Origin of the sequence: Pararobbsia alpina, from assembly GCF_902859895.1 — a bacterium.
Lineage (GTDB): Bacteria > Pseudomonadota > Gammaproteobacteria > Burkholderiales > Burkholderiaceae > Pararobbsia > Pararobbsia alpina.
This window is the reverse complement of record NZ_CADIKM010000064.1, coordinates 1-18,615: the sequence shown is the minus strand read 5'-3', so window position 1 is coordinate 18,615 and position 18,615 is coordinate 1. Positions and strand designations below refer to the sequence as shown.

Sequence of the window (18,615 nt, the reverse complement as noted above, 5' to 3'; positions counted from 1 at the left end):
GGTGGTGAATGCGGTATCTGGCCATGCAGTGGCCGACTTGCCGATTGGCGGGCATCCCGATGCCGCCGCGTTCGATCCGGCGTTGAAGCTGGCGTTCAGTTCGAATGGTGCGAATGGCACGTTGACGGTGGTCCACGAAGACGACGCGGATCACTACAGCGTCGTGCAAAATGTGCAGACGCAGGAAGGGGCGAAGACGATGGCGCTCGATTCGCAGATGCACCGCGCGTATCTGGTGTCTTCGAAGTTCGGTCCTGCTGAAGCGGCGACGGCGCAAAATCCGCATCCGCGTCCGACGGTCGTTCCTGGCACGTTCGAAGTGCTCGTCGTGCAACGTAAGTAAGCGCGGTCCATTCCTGACTTAGCTGCAACGTACAGAGGGCGTCGCGTCGGGCGGCGCCTTGTTATCGCTTCGAACGCACCCTCTTTGCCGCAAAGCTGACTTTCACGGTTAGCGCCAGGTCCATAGAAAGGCCGGGGTTGACCCGGCCGGTTGTGGCGTTAGACGCGCACAGCGTTGCCTGAAGACCGCCGAAGCGCTTCGCCTTCGATCAAGCGTTGATGAGTCCAAGTTGCCGCAGCGCGGTCACGCCGTCATCCAGCCCGATCTCTTCAACTATCTTGCCGTCTTTGAGCCGTAGCACGGTCGTGCCGGTGAAGCGCATTTTCCGGCCGGTTGCAGCAGGCAACGATCCAATGAGGAAATCGTTGAATGCCGGACCGGTATGTGTGCCGCCACCCTCCCAGCGGCCAACTACATAGTCCCCCTCGGCGATGAGATCAGCAGCCCCCCAGAAGTTGAGGTCCGGGAACGCTTCGCGGAAATCGGTCATGAATGCCTTGATATCGGCGCGGCCACGGCGCGGTTCGTGCAGCGAGTATTGAAGAAGCATGTCGGGAGCGGCAAGTTCATCGACGATGTCGAGGTTGCATGTCTTGCCCCAGAAATCGGCGAACCAGCGGCCCACGATGGCCTTGTTGTCATCTTCCTTGGACATGGTGAATTCCTCATTGACTGTAGTTGAGACATCAACTCGGTTGCTCCCATTTCCGCTCATCCCAGCCGCCATCGGACACGGCTGGGCGAACGCCAAAAGTGCAACGAAGCGAAGCGGTGCAGAACGGCTCACGACCCTGCTGGTCCCCAGACGATGACGCTTCCGTGCCAAAGCGTAATCCTGCACGCATCTACGGAAGACTTGTGCTCCTTGAAGAGGAATGCGCTGGCCAGTCCGAATGTAAATGCAACGATAGGCGCACCTCCTTCGGGCCCGTTCATTTCCTGATGCAAAGAGACGCGCACACCTGGCGAAGCGCGACTGACCAGACTGCTGTCAGGGGTGAAATCATTGAAACCGACAGCGGCGGCGGCGTCCCGCCCTAGGCTCCTCAATACTTCCGGCATTGCCGCAGGCGGCACGTCCGTCGGAAGACGATCTGGATTTCGCTCGATCGTCGTCCAGCCCATTTGCAATAATGTCGTTGAGACGCTGGACATGCTCAGTCCATTCGGTGTCACAGAGTGGCAATTTCGTGGCGATTTTTGTAGCTTGGCTACGCCGCGCTGCAGTTCTTCCCCGTAGCGTAGAGCAAAGCCGCGCAAGATAAAAACGCCATGCTCAAGAGCGACGTAGTTAGCATTGTCGATCATTGGGTACGCATTGGTCATAGGAGCTCGCCTCTTCATAAAAATAGTGCGCTACAAGAACTTTTCCGCAACCGGCACGGGCCCCCGGAAGCGGCTTCTGGCCCATCGCATGTTCATAAATTAGAACCGCTAGGCCGGCGGCACAATCCGTTTCTTGCCATTGAATTCTGCAGTAGGCCGCCTCTGCCGAAGGAGAGCCGCTGGCAATGCCGATGCCATTTCGCTCGAAGGCCATGGCCTGTTCGGTGGCGAGGTAGCGCGCGATGCTCGATTTGGCCGGGCTCGTGACTTTTATGTCTGGCGGCTTGGCATAAATGCGCATTTCGAGGGCGCGTTCAACACTCCCTTCCGAGATATTTCGACGTGCCGCTGCTTAAAGCCGATTCAACAGCAAGAAACGGAGTGATTCGATGAATCCACCGCGATAGCGTCATGTTGCCGGTGGCAATCGCGTTACTGTCGTTGCGGCCGACGCGCCGATCGCGCTCGCCAGCTGGGGACAGTCGCACACGTGCCTTCCCTTTGACCGCGATGGCGTTCATCCGTTACTCGTCGACTGAGGTGAATCATGCTGCCACTGCTCCCGTTTCACACCCTTGCAGCTCAACGCGGCGATGGGCTCCGTCCCGAACTTCTCGCTTTGTTCGCACGCAATGCCCGCTCAGACACTGGTCTCAGTGCTCGAATCGAGATTGAGAACATCGCCCGAAGCGATAACCGCTGCACGCCTGAAACGGGCGAGGGTCCGGACCGCGAACCGCCAGAAAAGTCGTTGGCGACCGATTCGTGATATTGGGCAAGCGTTCCGCTCGCACGCTTAGCTGAATGGCCAATATGCGCCGACCCCGACTGTCACGCTTGGTCTCACCTACACGTACACCGATGCTCACGTCGGCAACGGCAGCAACACGACGTTCGGCTCCGATCCGAAGTGGCATCAGGTGAACTTTCAAGCTGTGTACTTCTTGTCGAAGCGAACCGATGTCTACTTCGAATCAATGTATCAGCAAGTGTCGGGCTACAAATATGTGGCCTTCATCAACACCTCCGGCGGTGCTTCGTCGACGGCCAATCAGGTTATTGCGACAGTCGGCTACCGCGTCCGCTTCTAAGTGCGGTTCGCGACAATTGACCAAGCCGACAGGCACAGCGGCCGCTTTGGAGCGCGGTTATGACGTTCGGTCAAACTAACTTGAGGGCAGCAATGGGTCGGATTGCGCCTGTCAATTTTCCCGCAAGCGGTCTTTGGTCGAGGCCGCACAGTCGGCGAGGGAGCGGGGCAGGGGTGACAGAATCAATACGGTCTATGAGACGTGAGGCTGGGCCTTAAGCATTGTAATCATCCGCTCGACCGCGCGCGGTGAGACGCGTAGCTCACTTCGTCCGGTGGGCAGCCTGGCGGCAGTCGCCGGCGGCAGTCCGTAGAAGCCGTGGACTCATCTCTTCCGTTTGGACGTCGATCGCAAGCAACGCGTCGCGGACGATATCGCCAACCATGACGACGGTATAGGGGCTTGCCGCTTTTGTTTGGAAAGAGTAGGGGCTGTCGGTGGCGATTGCATTTCGAACTCGAAGCCATGTCTCGAGGGCCGGATGAGCGAACGGTTCGATCTGGACCGACCTCATCGGACGCGGGCCCGTGAGCGATCACGGTCACGTAGGGTTGTGAACTTACTAGCCTCACATCTGCGGTTGCCACTCGCAGAAACTCGGTTGCTGTAACACCGGTGTCGAGCAGGAAGGCGACAACGGCCTTGTTGCGTACCTGACGGACGTCGTCCATGACCAGAAAGGAATCAACATGATCCGTGCCGAACGTGCTCAGCGATAGCCCATGCTCGACCAGAGGCCAAGTGCGTTATCCCCTGTCCAGCGCGAAGACCGCAACGCGGCCACCTCCCGACCCTTCAGTCTTTTTATCTGATGCCGTTAATGATGCTTGCCACGAGCCAACCCGTGAATGGCTCGTATGGCGCTGCTTTTATCTTCATAAAATATTTAGCTTAGTAACAAGGAAAGAACATGAAGTACGCATTTCGCCACGCGATGGCAATTCCTGCTGCTGCCCTCGTCGTGACGCTCGCCGCATGTGGCGGAGGTTCTGGTAACGCATCATCGAGCGCCAGCGGCACTTCAACGGGCACGACGAGCGCCGGTGGCACGGACCCCGTTGCGGCCCTATCCGCAGCGACAGCTACAAGCCTGGGCGCTACCCCCCTGTCCACCAGTTCCACGCAGGATGTCTACGACTTGACGGCTACCATCGGCGACAGCTGGCGGCTAACCGTTGATACCAGCGATCCCGCCGCGCCCACTTTCACCATCAACGTCCAAGCGACTCAGTACGGGTTGACTAGCACCAGTCCGTCGCCCGTTAGCATGTCAGTGAACGGCAGTTTCATTACATACACCGGGCAGGGTCTAAACGTCACTGTCGATACCCGCACAAAAATCATTTCCGGCACTGTCATGGTGGGGGGTAAATCGTCCACGGTTACCGGCACGGGATATAGCGTGACAGACGGTACGAAGCTGGCCGGAACCTACGCCTATGTGGGCCGCACTACAGATGTTGTCGGCTCATCCTCCCCGGTCCTCGCGGCCGGAGAATTTAACGTCGATAGCACGGGCACCGCTGTGACGGTCTGCCAGAGCGGCATTTTCAATGGGACGGGCTGCACTCCAGTAGTTAATGGACCCGCAACGCTGAACCTGAGCATGGCCTACAACTCGGCCTTGCCGGGGTTTGAGCTTAGCTCGAACGGCCAGCGCGTTGGGATTGCACGCGTGGCTGCTGGCGACCGTGGTCCGGTGTTTCTTGTTGACTGGTACGACTCGACACTAACAAGCTCTCCCGTTACTCGAACAGGCCTTCTCGGCGGTGTGAAATTGGCGACGCTCGCCGGCAACGAGTTCAATGGCTCGTGGGTATGCACCGATGGAACGACGCCAACCGTTAGCGGCACCGCGGTCACAGGGGTGGGCGCCCAATTCGCCCTCGACTACAACAGGCTGCCTGTGCTGGCAGCCGCCGGGTATTCCGCAATCACGTTCAATGGCCTGGCTGCTGTGATGGCGAGTTCTTCCTACACCGGTCAATTCGTGCTACCGATGTCGGCCGGCCTGGCCCTCACGGGTACATTCGGCACCGACTCCTTGGCAATCTGCGCTCAGCAATAAGTGCGAAGACACGAGTTTCATGCGCCTAGCCTGCGTGAGGTCAGTTCCCACCTGATCTCAACCCGCAGCTACGGCGTTGTCAGGTTGTTGGGCCGGCTAACTCGTCCTGCACTTTCTGAGGCATGCGCGTCTCTGCCATCTTTCCGGCTTCGGTCCTACAAGTTGACAAAGCCCTAGCGACAATAGATACCAACGGTGCCTCGTGCAGTCAATCCCATTCCCGAAGGTCGCGCCAGCTTTTGCTGCAGTTGAGGACTGCAGGCCCATCGGTTCAGGGTGCCTTAAGGATTCTCAGCTTACGATCCGACTCCAAACAACGGTGTCGTGAGGACATTCCGTGCGCAGACGCCCGACGCCTGGCTCGGAATGAGCTCGAGCGACCAATGCGAGAGTCCCGTATGAGTAAGTCCATTGCACGAACGGACGCGTGGTACGAATGGTTGCTGAACCTGCGTCACGCGGGCGATCCCAAATTTCATCATCAGGTTCGGTCGCTCACGACCGTTATTGCAGACAGGGTGATTGATGCGGCTCAACTGGAGCCGGAGTCCACGCTGTTAGACATAGGCACCGGTGACGGTCTCGTTGCGTTTCGTGCAATCGAGCGATTCGGTCCGTCCCTGAAGGTAATACTCACTGACGTGTCCGCGCCGTTGCTTGAGCACGTGGAGGCTATCGCCACAAGTCGGGGCGTTCGAGAGCAGTGTGAGTTCATCCACTGTGGTGCCGATGACTTGCACGATATCGCCGAAGCGTCCTGTGATGCAGTAACGACGCGCGCCGTGCTTGCCTATGTACCGGACAAGCAGCGTGCATTACTCGAGTTTCATCGCGTTCTGAAGCCAGGCGGACGTCTGTCTATCGCTGAACCCATCATGCTGGACGAAGCGGTTTCGACGACAGCACTTCGCGACCGGGTGAAAAATCAGGTTGCGAGCGAAGCCGATTTGATCGTCGCGCTCATGCATCGCTGGAAGTCGGCGCAATATCCGGACAATCCCCAGGCTATTGCCAAGAATCCTTTGACGAATTTCAACGAGCGGGATCTTGTCCGGTTTGCCATGGTAGCCGCGTTCGAGCAGGTGCACATGGAGCTCCACATCAAAATCGTTTCGTCGATATTCACATCGTGGGAGATATTCGTGGGGAGTTCTCCTCATCCGTTCGCACCAACGCTTGCGCAGATCATGGACAACGGCTTCACCGATGACGAACGTCGCACGCTAGAAACTGCTATTCGCCCGATTGTCGAATCGGGCAAGGGCGTGGGGCTTGACCGCTGTGCCTATCTGCACGCACGAAAGCCGTGCGACGCTGGAGCTTGAACACGTTGCGCCTACACGGCCGCCTTGCGGTCACGCAGGCATCCGCTGTTCAAGGGAACAGCTTGGAGTACTGCTATTGTTGGATCCGGTCACCTCGTGCTTCCGTTCAGTTGCATTCTCGGGAATTTCTTTTGTTGCCTCATCTATCGAGGATTCAAAATGACGAAATCGTATGATTCGGATCCGCCACCTTATGATCGTGGTGCACGCCTTCTACACTGGCTGGTGGGAGCGCTGATCGCCATACAGTTTGCGATCGGTTGGATCATGCCTGACATCGGCAAAGTCACTCAACCTATCGGTTTGATTGCCTGGCATCTGGGTGTCGGGGCAACCTTGATTGCCGTCATGGCTGTCAGGGTTGTGTGGCGGTTGACTCACCGGCCGCCACCGAGTTCGCTTTCATCGCTGCTCGGCGCGGCGTCGAGCGCCACGTATTTTCTTCTCTATGCGGCGCTCCTCGTGGTGCCGGTGCTCGGGTGGGTCAACGCATCCTCGCGCGGCTGGGAGGTTCGACTGCTGAGCATCGTGCCCTATCCTAGCCTCTCGCCGACGGGCTCTGTCGTCGGACACGCGATGGGCGATGTCCATAGCGCACTGGCATGGGTGTTGTTGGCGCTGATCTGCATGCATGTCGGTGCAGCCCTATTTCACCGCTTCGTCCTCAAAGATCGCGTGGTCCAGCGGATGTGGCCGTAATGCGCTGAAAATGCGCGTCAAGTTGGGTGCGCAGTTGCGAGCGCCAGATCCCACCCCGAGCGGGGCTTGTCGCTGGCTCACACACCGAATCTGCGTTGGGTGAAGGGATTACAAAGTTCGTCACACGCTGGAACTGCTTGGGCACGCCTACGGGACGGTCGTGGCGTGTCGACAAGGCCGTGCGCCACCGCTGCCCGGAGCTTTCCGCTTGGACGCGATCGTGCCTAGCTTGAAGGACAGCTAGGCATTTTGACGTGCATGCCCTGGCAGGGGTAATTCGGTGGAAGTTGAGATGTGCGATGCAGGCCGACTGATACTCCCGTCCTTTCGATGCTCGAGTGTGCGCACCCGTCCATTGCTGTGCATAGAACCGAAATGGCGATCAGCCGGCCTAAAGTGGAAAATCGTGGCGACATCAAGTTTCCTCCAACGCAGTACGGTTCCACCACCCGCCCCCCATCGCCTGGAACAGCGCAGCGGTATCGGAAAGACGCCCCGCCTGCGCCTGAACCAGCGCAAGCCGCGCGACCTGGTAGGATTGCTCCGCGGTCAGAACCGACAGGTAAGAAATTGAGCCGAACTGCAGTTGCTTGCGAGCGATGTCAAGACTGCGCGCGGCGGCTTGTTCGGCGTTCACCGCAGCTTGCAAGGTGTTAGCGTCGGACTGCAAGGCTTGCAATACATCGGCCACGTTCTGATAGGCGTTGATGACCGTCACGCGGTACTGCGCCCCCGCCTGGGCGAATGCGGCCTGTGCCGCTCGCTGGCGATGCACGAGGGTTCCGCCCTGGAAGATAGGCTGCGCGATTGTGCCCACCACCGCGAAGAACTGGTTATACGGCGTGAATGCGTTGGCAATCGCATTCGGTGATGTGCCCAGTGCGGCCGTCAATGAGAGCTGCGGCAACCGGTTGGCGATGGCGACGCCGACCTGCGCACTCGCGGCGTGCAGGCTCGCTGCCGCGGCGAGAATATCCGGCCGTTGTTCGACCAGCTTCGACGCGATGCTGACCGGCAGATCCCGGGGCAATCGCAAGGACGAGAGATCGAAATTCTCGGCGAGATCCTCGTTCGGCAAACCGCCCGCAAGTGCGTTCAGCGCGTTACGCTGCAGGGCCAATTGCTTCTGCATCGGCGGCAGAAGCTCCTGGGCCTGCGCCAGCACGGCGTCTTGCTGAAGCACGTCTGATTGGGCGAGCTCGCCCAAGGCATATTCGCGCTGAAGGATGTCCCTTAGTTCAGTGTCCGCCTTGATCGTCTCCTGCTGTGCGGCGATCTGGCCACGCAGTCCGGCTTCCTGCACCGCGGCCAGCACGACGTTGGTGCTTAAAGTCAGATACGCGGCCTCCAGCTCGAAGCGCTGATTCTCAGCTTGCGCAGCCAGGGACTCGATGGTCCTTCGGTTAAGGCCGAACGCATCGACCGAATATGAAACGGCCACTTGACCGGTATAGAGCGAATAGATGCGCTGGTTGTTCGCGGCGACAGGTGCGAGGCTCGCGGTGGAAGTCTCGTTCTTGCTGCCAGACGTGTTAAGGCCAATGCTCGGAAACAGCGAGCCTTCCTGCGCCAGCATGTTCTCCTGGGTGACATGTAGCGCCGCCTGCGCGGCCGCAATCGTGGGGTTTGCCTTGAGGGCGCGGTTGATCAGGTCGTCCAGCGGCTGCGACTGAAACAGCGTCCACCATTGGCCCGGTATGTCCATGCCGGGGACTAGATTCTGTGCCTCGCCAAGTGCGCCCGGCGCAGACGCCGTTTTCGGCGCCAGGGGCTGCGGCGTGTACCCGGCGGCGCTTGGGGCGGACGGCTGCTTGAAGTCCGGACCTACGGCACAACCCGCGAGCAGCAGTATTGCGAACAGACTTGAGGAGCGTTTGAAAGCCATAGCAGGGATACCCATCATTTCTATTCCGCGGGTTGTAGCGGTGAGGCGGGCTGCGCCACGGTGCGCGACGCGCGCCGCCGACCGCTGAACCAGGGGTAGACGGCCGGCAGCACCAGCAGCGTCAGCAGCGTGGCCGAAACCAGACCGCCGATGACGACCGTGGCGAGCGGCCGCTGAACCTCGGCGCCCGAACTGGTGGAGATCGCCATGGGCAGGAAGCCCAGGCTCGCCACGGTCGCCGTCATCAACACCGGCCTCAGCCTGGTCATCGCGGCCTGCATGGCCGCTTCCAGAGGATTGAGACCCGCAGCTCGCCTTTCTTCGATGTAACTCACCATCACCACGCCATTGAGCACCGCGATGCCAAAGAGCGCGATGAATCCGACCGCCGCGGAGATACTGAATGGCAGGCCGCGCATCCAAAGCGCGAAGATGCCGCCGATCGCGGCAAACGGCACGTTAAAGAAGATGAGCGCGGCCAGGCGTACGCTATTGAACATGAGAAACAACAGGGCGAATATCACTGCAAGCGCGACCGGCACGACGACGGCGAGTCGCGACATCGCATCCTGCAGGTTCTGGAAACTCCCGGCCCACGAGATGGAATAGCCGGGGGGCGGCGGTGCATGGACCGCTACCGCTTGCTGCGCAGCCGTGACGAAGCCGGCGAGATCGCGGCCGCGCACATTGGCCTGAACCATGACGACGCGTTGCCCCTGCTGGTGGGCGATCGTGGAGGGCCCTGGCTCCATTCGTATGTCAGCGACCTCGCTCAGCGGCACGGATCGGCCCGCGCCGTCGCTGACGCGAAGATCGCCGATGCGGGCCACGCTGTCCCGGTCCTGCGCTTGCAAGTGAACGCGAATATCGAAACGACCGTCGCCGTCAACCATCGTGCCCACGGTCCGGCCGCCGAGTGACTGCACCAGATCGAGCACCTGGCTGGCATTGAGCCCATACCGGGCCACCGCCTCGCGATTGACGATGATGCGCAGATAAGGTTGACCGATGGTTTGTTGCGCCTCGACATCGGCGGCCCCCGGAACGCGCGAGATAACGCTCGCGATCCGTTCGGCGGTATCGTGCAGCGTCGTGAGATCGTTGCCGTGGATCATGACGGCGATGTCCGCCTGTACACCCTGCAGCATATCGTCCATGCGCATCTGGATAGGCTGCGCCCAACTGAGTTGCAGGCCGGGGACGTCGCGGTTCAAGGCCGCGGAATAGGCTGCGATCAGCCCGTCCTGGGTGTGCGCCGTGCGCCACTCGGAGGTTGGCTTGAGCATGATGAAGGTGTCGCTCTGCTCGACCCCCATCGGGTCCGTTGGAATCTCGGAGGTTCCGCCCAAGGTGACGGCCGACTGGACCTCGGGAAAGCGCTTCAGCGTGCGTTCGATCATCGTCTGCGTCTGGAGGGCGGAGGCGAGCGAGATGCCCGGGAGTTTGGTGGTGGTGACCGTCAGCGCGCCTTCGTCCAGGCGCGGCAGAAATTCCGCACCGAGTTGCGAGGCGGCCACGCAAGCGCTCAACAACAGCAGCACGGCTAGTCCCATCGCAAGTGCGGGGCGGCGCGCGGTTCGCGCGAGCACCGGCCCGTAGCCCTGACGGACCCACCGGATTATTGGACTGTCGTGTTCCGCCACCCGGCGCCGCAGCAGAAGGCTCGCTAGAACGGGCATCAATGTGAGGGTGAGCACGAGCGAGGCGATCAGCGCGAAAATCACCGTCAGCGCCATCGGTATGAACATCTTCCCCTCGACTCCCTGCAGGCTGAGAATCGGGAGGTAGACGGCGGTGATGATCACGACCGCGAAGGTGACAGGACGTGCCACCTCCCGGGCCGCCTCCCGCACCACCTGATCCACCGGGCGGTCCGGCATTTCCGCCCGCCGACGCACCACGTTTTCAATCATCACGACCGCGCCATCGACGAGCAAGCCAAAGTCAATCGCGCCCAGGCTCATCAGATTGCCCGATAGGCCCGCAAAGTACATCGCCGTGGCCGCAGCGAGCATCGAGAGAGGGATCGCCAGCGCCACGATCAAGCCGGCGCGGGCATTGCCGAGCAGCAGGAGCAGCACGACCATGACGAGAATCGCGCCCTCGGCCAGATTGTGGGCCACCGTATGGAGGACCCGGTCCATCAGATCCGCGCGGTTATAGTAAGGGGCGATCTCGACACCCGGCGGCAGGGTCGTCTGGATCTGCTTGATCGCGGCCTCGACATTCTGGGCCACCACCCGGGTATTCTGGCCCAGCGTCATCAGTACCACACCGACGACCACCTCGCCGCGTCCGTCGCGTGTCACGCCACCGAGGCGCGGCATCGGCGCCTGGACTATTTTGGCGACGTCGCGAACATAGAGCGGCGCTGCACCGCTGCTCGAACGCAGAACGATGTTGCCGATGTCCGCCGAGGTTTGCAGCAGCCCCTCGCCGCGGATAATGGCCTCCCCGCCATTGTGTTCGATCGTCGCGCCGCCGGAGGCGCCATTGTTCATCTGCACGGCATTGAATACATCGTCGATCGACAGGCCATAGCGTGTCAGTGCATCGTCCGAGACCTGGACTTCGTAGGTCTTGCGCTCTCCGCCATTGACGTTGACGTCGACCACGCCGGACACCTGGCGCAACCGAGGGGCGATCTGCCAATCGAGGAGGGTGCGCAGGGCCATCAACGACTGTCCCTTGCCCCGCACCTGGAACTGATAGATCTCGCTCAGTCCATCCGAGAGCGGGCCCAGTTGCGGCGTGCTGGTGCCTGGCGGCAATTGCACGTTCTGCAAACGTTCAGTCACCAGATTGCGGTCGAGATAGATGTTCCCGCCGTCCGCGAAGCGCACATAGAGGACGGACACGCCGTAACGGGAGATGGAGCGCAAGCCTTGCATCCCTGGCAAGCCTTGCAGAGCCAGCTCGACGGGCGCAGTGATGGAGCGCTCGACATCGAGCGGCGCAAGGCCCGGCGCCTGGGTCGTGACGAGGACCTGCAGCGGCGAGATGTCAGGATCGGCATCGAATGGCAGGCGTTGCATGCTCATGATGCCGATCCCGATCAGAACCACCACCAGAATCAGTACCACCGCGCGGTTCCCGAGGGCTGCGTCGACAATCTTGGTAATCATGTGTTTGGCCTCTCAGCCTTCGTCCGGAATGGAATTCTGGAGAAGACCGGCTTTCAGCCAGTAGCTCCCATCGGTGACGACCGGCGTGTCGGCCGTCACGCCCTCGACCACTTCCGTGAAGCCGCCGCTACTCACACCCGTGCGCACGACGTGCCAGGTGAAGCGACCCGCACCGGCGGGAATGAAGACCGCCGTTTGACCATTCACATCCTGGAGCGCCGCGTCCGGCACCAGCACGGCATTGCGATCGAGTGGCGCGGCGATGTCCACTGTGGCGAACATGTTGATGCGCAGAGCACCACTCGGGTTCGGAACCTCGCACCGTACTGCGACGGTGCCAGTGTTCGGATCGACCTGATCGGCGATGTAAGTGACGCGCCCGGTAAACTGCCTGCCGGGAAAGGCATCCACGCTGATGGCGACCGCGTCCCCCTCCCGGACGGCAGCCAGGTCGTGCTCCGGGACATTGGCCTGCACCCAGAGCGTCGAGAGATCGGCCACACTGAAGATCGGGCGGGAGGTGTCCACGATGTCGCCGGGCGCGGCACCCACCGAGTTGACGATGCCGGCAAACGGCGCCACCACGGCGCCCAGCGAATCGGCTGGGCCCGGTTGGGCCAAAGCAAGCTTGCCGCCGCCTGTCGCGAGCTGGCCGGTGGGCATCAGTCGCTCCTCCATGCCCCGCCACTTTCGCAGCTCGGCCTGGTGCGTGCGCAGCATGGCCTGAGCGCTGGCAAGCACGGCGCGCCGGCGATCGACTTCACTTTGGGCGATCCCACCGATGCCGATCAGGTCCGTGGCACGCGTCAGCGCGACTTCGGCAGTGGCGGCTGCAGCCGTCGCGTCGGTGACCGCCGCCCGGGCACTGGCCACTTGGCTGCGCACCTCGCTAAGATCGAAAGCATCCAGGACGGCGAGCCGCTGACCTGCCTGCACATGCTCTCCGACAGCCACGTCGATGGCTTCGATGCGACCGCGCGAAGGTGGGCTGATTTGCGCAAAACGCAGCGTGTTGAAGCTGACGATACCGGTGACCCGCACCGTGCGAACGAGAGGACGCAGCTCAGCTTTGGCGAAGTGCAAGCGCATATTGCTGAGTGCCTCGGGCGAGAAGCCCACGGTATTGGGCACCGGCGGGGCAGCCGCGATGGCAACGGCCTGCGTCGGGTTCGCCACTGCGGGAGACAGTGCGTGTCGAGTTCCAAGAGCGCCTAAAGCAAGCACGCCTGCCGTACCGATCAAGACATAAAACCGCCTGCGCATCAGCATGATGCAGACCCGATCGCTATGCGGTACGTGTGGGCACGCTGGACCATCCCATTGGCTTTGGCTGAATCGTCAACCACGGTTGAATTGGCGAATCTAGACATCGCAAAGGCAGGGATTTTTTGCATTTTTATGATCACTCAGGCATTGACGCAGAAGGTCTACGGATGAGCCGTTTGGGATGACCCGGACGGACGCAATTGTTGACTCGCCCCTCTGGACATAACGTGGCGCAGAAATGACATTTCGGTCATCAAGGCAGCCACTGGCGGAGCCTGTCGATCGCGCACCCGTTCAGGCACTAGGGAGGAGGTCCCCTGGAGGGACGGCATGATGGACAACTGGTACCATGCACTGAGCCGCCGGCTGGCTGTGGAACCGGGTCGAATAGGCACGCTATACACGCGCGCTGTCACGCGCGGCAAATGGCAAGCGGGTCATTTTTTCGTCATCTTCGCGTCTTCATCATTAAGCTAGTCTTGACGGCGCAGGCTGTTGATCCACTGTGGCCTGCTGATATAACGGTAACTTTGCAATGCGAATATTGATCATCGAGGACGAGCTGAAGATGGCGTCCTACCTTAAAAAAGGGCTGACAGAAGCGAGCTTCACGGTTGAGATCGCGGCGAACGGAAAGGACGGGCTGTTCCTCGCCCTCCATGAGAACTTCGATTTGATCGTACTCGACGTCATGCTTCCGGAGCTGGATGGTCTTGAGGTGCTCAAACGGCTGCGCATGGAGAAGCAAATTCCCGTGCTACTGCTCACGGCACGAGACACCGTCGAAGACAAGGTCGCGGGTCTGGAATCAGGTGCTGACGATTACCTCTCCAAGCCATTTGCATACGCCGAATTTCTCGCCCGGATACGTTCGCTGATACGTCGGGCACCGCGCATAGTCAGCGAAGTGTTGTCGGTGGGGGATCTCGAGATCGATCTGGTCAAGCGCAGAAGTCGACGCGGTGGTGCTCGCATCGACCTGACCGCACAAGAATTCGCGCTGTTGCAGTTGCTGGCCGAACGGCAGGGGGAAGTGCTGACGCGGACGTTCGTGACCTCGCAGATCTGGGATATGAATTTTGATAGCGATACGAATGTGGTCGATGTCGCGGTCAAACGGCTGCGCGCGAAGATCGACAACCCATTTGAAAATAAATTGCTGCACACCGTTCGGGGTATGGGCTACGTGCTCGAGGACAGGACTTGACCGTCGCCGGCAAACCCTATTCGCTGCTCAAGCGCCTGACGGTCGCTTTCGGGATCGTGGCGCTTCTGGCGTTTGCCTTGGTGGGCGGCTTCCTGTACAACGCGCTTGCACTCGAACTGCAACGCCGCGACGACGTCGAGATTGCCGAAAAGCTGGATCAGTTTCTACAACAGGCGCATGACTTCGGTTCAACGCGATCGCTGGTTCAAAACAATGCGGTGTTCCATGAAGTGTTGCAGTCGCACCCGGCCGTCTATCTCGCCATCCTGAATGGGCGCGGTGACGTGCTGGTCGAGCACTCCAACACGCCGTCTCGCGAGCTGAAATCCATCGGGGTGGGGCGCTTCTACCCGCACATGGCCTATACATGTGCTCCTCCCACCCTGGGATCGTCCCGATGCATTTTCGCGGACGAAACCTTGCCTTCGGGAGAGTCGATACGCATCGTGCTCGCGCATATTGCGGCAGGGCGAAAATCGCTGCTCGGAAGCTATCAAGTCGATGTCTGGCTTGCGATTGCCGGGGGCGCCCTTCTGATGAGCACTTTGGGCTATGCGATCGCGCGGCGAGGGCTTTCGCCGGTCAAAACGATCGGCCGTCAAACCTCCAGCATCGAAGCGCACAGCTTGAGCGAGCGCCTTGATATCAGCACGGGGCCCATCGAATTACAGGAAATCGCCGTATCGGTCAATCGGATGCTGGACCGCCTGGAGCGCGCGTTCATCAGGTTGTCGCAGTTTTCGTCGGACTTGGCTCACGATATGCGCACCCCTTTGGCCAACGTCATCAGCTCGTCGCAGATTACGCTGTCGCGCCCGAGAACCACCGAGGAATACGAGGCGCTGATCGATTCCAATATTGAAGAGTGCGAGCGCCTGCAACGCATGATCGAGAACATGCTGTTCCTCGCCCGTACCGATAACTCGAAGCAGCACTTGAAGGTGGGCGAAGTCGACTGTCGGGGCGAGTTGGCCAGGCTGACGTCCTATTTTCAAGGCATCGCCGAAGGCTCAGGCGTGCACTTCGTGATCGATGGGAACGCCAGGATCGCCGCCGATCCGATGATGTTTAGACGTGCAGTCAGCAACCTAATGTCGAATGCGCTCGACCACGCTGCAACGGGGACCGAGATTAAACTACGGACTTATCACTCGCAAGAGTATGTGACGGTCGAGGTAACGAACCGAGGGCAGCCGATTGCACAGGAGCACATCGAAAAGATCTTCGATCGATTTTATCGCGTCAATGCAGCCAGACAGGGATCGGCAAAGAACACCGGGCTGGGTCTCGCAATCGTGAAGTCCATCATGGAGTCGCATCGAGGCAAAGTGGACGTCGTGAGCCAAGGAGATAACACGACCTTTGCGCTGCGCTTTCCATGCCCGCCTGAACACAAGCCTTCCCTGAAAACCGCTTAAAGCTCTGCCGCGGCGTCTGTTGCCTGAAGTGTCGTCGAACTATGCGGATATGTCACTTAGCGTGGCTTTGTCAACTTGTAGGACCGAAGCCGGAAAGATGGCAGAGACGCGCATGCCTCAGAAAGCGCAGGACGAGGCTTGGGCGACGTTGGTGAATTCGCGCCATGCGACGAACCTTGCCGCGAGTTGTTTGCGATAGAGTGAGGCGCGCAGTAGATGCCGCTTCAGTGCGAAGTGTTGCCGGATCAGTCCGAAGCATGGCAGTGGGCTTCTGTCACAATAGCGTTCTGCCGTTTCGCTAACGTGCCGCTGGCAACGCACCACAACCGACCTTTTCGTAAATGCGCATTTTCGGAATAAGCCTTTACGTCATCATTGCCCTGTTCTTTGCGGTGCATGCCATGCGCACCCAGCAGAACATGTACTGGCTGCTGATCCTGTTTCTTTTCCCTGGCCTTGGCAGTTTGGTCTACTTCTTTGTCATTTACTTGCCCGCTCTGCGCCAGTCGCGTGGCGCAAGGGCGGCAACGAGGGCCATCTCGCAGCTTGTCGATCCCAACCGAGCGGTGCGCGAGGCGCGCATGGATTTCGATCGCGCGCCGACCGTCGCGCATCGCATGCGGCTGGGCGCAGCGCTGCTCGATGCAGGAAATGCCACCGAAGCCCTGGAGCATTACCGATCGGCGGTCAGTGGGCCGTTCTCATCCGATCCGGCCTTACTCCATGGGCTGGCGCGCGCGCAGTTTGCCAACGGCAATGCTGCTGCCACGCGGGACACGCTGGAAAAACTGTTCACCGTCCATCCCCTCGCCCGCCGGCAACCCGAGCCTGCCTTGCTGTATGCACGGGCCTTGGCTACGATTGGTGCACCAGGCACGCGCGCCGCGTTCGAGATGGCGCTCACCCGCGCAAGCGACGCTGCACCCCGTTGCCTGTACGCCGATTGGCTGACGGCGCAGCCCGACGATGCCGACCGCCAGCGTGCGCGCGAACTTTACGCTGAGATCGTGCACGATGCCAAGCATTGGCCACGCCACGCCCGCGAACATAACAGCGAGTGGCTGCAACGGGCCCAGGTCGCCCTAAGCCGATAATCCGCGGGCGCCCGCGGCAGAGCGGCAGACGCGGCAGACTTTGAGCGGAAGACGTTCGGCGTCAACGAATGGTGGCTGGACTTTTAGAACGGACGTTGGGGCACGAAGACGCGAAGGTCTGCAACGGGTCCCACCAGAAACGGTCGCGGCCATCTCCAGCCATTCGACCGGGTGCCAGGAAGGATAGGCGTCACAGGTGGATGATGGTCAATGATGGGCACCGCCACCCGCGTCGTCCAGTTGCCGCATCACGGCGTCGAGGTTAAACGACGCAGGCTTCTGGCGCGGAGGAAACGCCTTGAAATTGTCGATCTGCGATGCCACAACCGCTTGCATCGCGTACACCAGATACGCGTGGGAAATCATCCAGTCGTAGTATGTGTTGGAGCTTTCATCCGCGCGCTCGAATGGATCCCGCCGAAGATTGAACATCTTCGGAATCCGCAGCCGAACGAAGGGTTCCGCCCAGCACGCCAACTGCTTGGCGCGCTGTTCCAGCAATACCATTTTCCAGTCGCGCACACGGATTGCCATCACGTCGCCATCGTCACTGATATAGAAAAACGACTCGCGTGGACTTTCTTTCACTTCCCCAGTCAGATAGGGGAGCATGTTGAAACCGTCCAGGTGAACCTTGTACGTTTTCTTACCAGCCTTGTGTCCTTTAAGCAGTTCTGCCTTGATGTCCGGCTCGCCCGCCGCCGCGAGGAAGGTCGTCATCCAGTCCTGGTGCGTGACTATCCCGTTAAGAACCGTACCAGCAGGAAATTTCCCCGGCCACCGAACGAACGCAGGAACGCGCCAGCCTCCTTCCCAGTTGGTATTTTTTTCAGACCGGAATGGGGTGATCCCCGCGTCTGGCCAACTATTGAAGTGAGGTCCGTTATCCGTCGAGTACATGACGATGGTATCGTCGACAATCCCCAATTCTTCGAGCTTCGCCAGCATCTTGCCGATGTTCTCATCGTGCGCGACCATGACGTCGTTATAGTCGCCTTGTCCGCTCTTGCCCTTGTGCTTCTCGGCACAGTGGGTCCGGAAGTGCATCGCCGTCGTGTTGTACCAGACGAAGAACGGTTTGCCATCCTTATGAGCCTTATCGATGAATGTGCAAGCCAGTTCCGTCGTTTCTTCATCGATCGTCTCCATGCGCTTTTTGGTAAGCGCACCGGTATCCTCGATCTTCTGACCGCCCTTGCCATCAGACCAGCAGTGGAGCACACCCCTCGGACCGAAACGTTTCCTGAATGCTGGATCCTTTGGATAATCGGGATCCTCAGGCTCCTCTTCCGCATTCAGGTGATACAGATTGCCGAAGAACTCGTCAAACCCGTGCATGGTAGGCAGAAATTCATCCTTGTCGCCCAGATGATTCTTGCCGAACTGCCCGGTGACATAGCCCAGCGGCTTGAGCATATCCGCGATGGTGGGGTCTTCTGCTGACAAGCCGACGTCGGCACCCGGCATACCGACCTTGGTCAGTCCCGTGCGGACTGGATTCTGCCCGGTAATGAAGGCTGCGCGTCCAGCCGTGCAACTCTGCTGGGCGTAGTAGTCCGTAAATGCCACGCCCTCATTGGCAATGCGATCGATATTGGGCGTGCGATAACCCATCTGCCCACGGCTGTTGAAGCTGATGTTCCACCATCCGATATCATCGCCCCAAAGAATCAGGATATTCGGTTGCTTTGTCGCCATGATTGCTTCCACTCCTTTCAGATAGGGCCCGGTCGCAAGCCGGGCGAAGAGGCTGCATCAATCACCGAAC

15 protein-coding genes and 3 pseudogenes are annotated in these 18,615 nt (G+C 60.0%); 9 read left to right on the top strand and 9 right to left on the bottom strand.

The window, feature by feature from the left end:
• Positions 1-343: YncE family protein (locus HV670_RS27165; RefSeq protein WP_217478537.1), on the top strand; the 343-nt coding region annotated here is incomplete at its 5' end.
• Positions 344-551: 208 nt separating this feature from the next.
• Here HV670_RS27165 and HV670_RS27160 read toward each other — a convergent pair.
• From HV670_RS27160 to HV670_RS27145, 4 genes are all read right to left on the bottom strand, one after another.
• Positions 552-998, bottom strand: coding sequence for an ester cyclase (locus HV670_RS27160; RefSeq protein ID WP_175108083.1), 447 nt, complete (start codon positions 996-998; stop codon positions 552-554).
• A gap of 128 nt (positions 999-1,126) precedes the next feature.
• Positions 1,127-1,651 (bottom strand): alpha-ketoglutarate-dependent dioxygenase AlkB, encoded by a 525-nt coding sequence (locus HV670_RS27155; protein WP_217478536.1) that lies wholly within the window; start codon positions 1,649-1,651, stop codon positions 1,127-1,129.
• Positions 1,635-1,970 (bottom strand): hypothetical protein, encoded by a 336-nt coding sequence (locus HV670_RS27150; protein ID WP_175108081.1) that lies wholly within the window; start codon positions 1,968-1,970, stop codon positions 1,635-1,637. The genes HV670_RS27155 and HV670_RS27150 overlap by 17 nt, the downstream gene beginning before the upstream one ends.
• Before the next feature lie 13 nt (positions 1,971-1,983).
• Positions 1,984-2,190, bottom strand: coding sequence for a hypothetical protein (locus HV670_RS27145; RefSeq protein ID WP_175108080.1), 207 nt, complete (start codon positions 2,188-2,190; stop codon positions 1,984-1,986).
• A gap of 279 nt (positions 2,191-2,469) precedes the next feature.
• On the opposite strand from HV670_RS27145, the pseudogene HV670_RS27140 reads away from it, so the two are divergent.
• From HV670_RS27140 to HV670_RS32400, 5 genes and pseudogenes are all read left to right on the top strand, one after another.
• Positions 2,470-2,760, top strand: a pseudogene (locus HV670_RS27140) (porin); the annotation flags it as partial.
• A 910-nt stretch (positions 2,761-3,670) separates the two neighbouring features.
• The gene (locus HV670_RS27135) at positions 3,671-4,828 is read left to right on the top strand and encodes a hypothetical protein (protein WP_175108079.1); all 1,158 of its coding nucleotides are present in this window, start codon (positions 3,671-3,673) and stop codon (positions 4,826-4,828) included.
• Between the two features lie 398 nt (positions 4,829-5,226).
• On the top strand, positions 5,227-6,153 hold the full coding sequence (locus HV670_RS27130; RefSeq protein ID WP_175108078.1) for a class I SAM-dependent methyltransferase: 927 nt from the start codon (positions 5,227-5,229) through the stop codon (positions 6,151-6,153).
• 159 nt (positions 6,154-6,312) lie between these two features.
• Entirely contained in the window at positions 6,313-6,852 is a 540-nt protein-coding gene (locus HV670_RS27125) for a cytochrome b (protein ID WP_175108077.1), read from the top strand.
• Positions 6,853-6,909: 57 nt separating this feature from the next.
• Positions 6,910-7,028 (top strand): annotated as a pseudogene (locus HV670_RS32400) (IS6 family transposase); the annotation flags it as partial.
• A 239-nt stretch (positions 7,029-7,267) separates the two neighbouring features.
• Here HV670_RS32400 and HV670_RS27120 read toward each other — a convergent pair.
• Genes HV670_RS27120 through HV670_RS27110 form a run of 3 tightly spaced genes read right to left on the bottom strand, consistent with a single transcriptional unit; the run spans position 7,268 to position 13,131 of the window.
• Positions 7,268-8,737, bottom strand: a complete 1,470-nt coding sequence (locus HV670_RS27120) for an efflux transporter outer membrane subunit (RefSeq protein WP_175108076.1) — start codon at positions 8,735-8,737, stop codon at positions 7,268-7,270.
• A gap of 20 nt (positions 8,738-8,757) precedes the next feature.
• The gene (locus HV670_RS27115) at positions 8,758-11,862 is read right to left on the bottom strand and encodes an efflux RND transporter permease subunit (protein ID WP_175108075.1); all 3,105 of its coding nucleotides are present in this window, start codon (positions 11,860-11,862) and stop codon (positions 8,758-8,760) included.
• Between the two features lie 12 nt (positions 11,863-11,874).
• Positions 11,875-13,131: an efflux RND transporter periplasmic adaptor subunit gene (locus HV670_RS27110; protein WP_175108074.1), complete on the bottom strand. Its 1,257-nt coding sequence runs from the start codon at positions 13,129-13,131 to the stop codon at positions 11,875-11,877.
• A 532-nt stretch (positions 13,132-13,663) separates the two neighbouring features.
• Between HV670_RS27110 and HV670_RS27105 the strand changes: the two genes are divergently transcribed.
• On the top strand, positions 13,664-14,335 hold the full coding sequence (locus HV670_RS27105; RefSeq protein ID WP_175108073.1) for a heavy metal response regulator transcription factor: 672 nt from the start codon (positions 13,664-13,666) through the stop codon (positions 14,333-14,335).
• The gene (locus HV670_RS27100; protein WP_175108072.1) at positions 14,332-15,753 is read left to right on the top strand and encodes a heavy metal sensor histidine kinase; all 1,422 of its coding nucleotides are present in this window, start codon (positions 14,332-14,334) and stop codon (positions 15,751-15,753) included. Before HV670_RS27105 ends, HV670_RS27100 begins: the two co-directional genes overlap by 4 nt.
• Positions 15,754-15,870: 117 nt before the next feature.
• Here HV670_RS27100 and HV670_RS27095 read toward each other — a convergent pair.
• Positions 15,871-16,017, bottom strand: a pseudogene (locus tag HV670_RS27095) (IS6 family transposase); the annotation flags it as partial.
• 77 nt (positions 16,018-16,094) lie between these two features.
• On the opposite strand from HV670_RS27095, the gene HV670_RS27090 reads away from it, so the two are divergent.
• Positions 16,095-16,847 (top strand): PLDc N-terminal domain-containing protein, encoded by a 753-nt coding sequence (locus HV670_RS27090; protein WP_175108071.1) that lies wholly within the window; start codon positions 16,095-16,097, stop codon positions 16,845-16,847.
• Positions 16,848-17,054: 207 nt separating this feature from the next.
• Here the strand turns inward: HV670_RS27090 and HV670_RS27085 are convergent, their stop codons facing one another.
• The gene (locus tag HV670_RS27085; protein ID WP_175108070.1) at positions 17,055-18,545 is read right to left on the bottom strand and encodes an arylsulfatase; all 1,491 of its coding nucleotides are present in this window, start codon (positions 18,543-18,545) and stop codon (positions 17,055-17,057) included.
• Positions 18,546-18,615 lie beyond the last annotated feature (70 nt).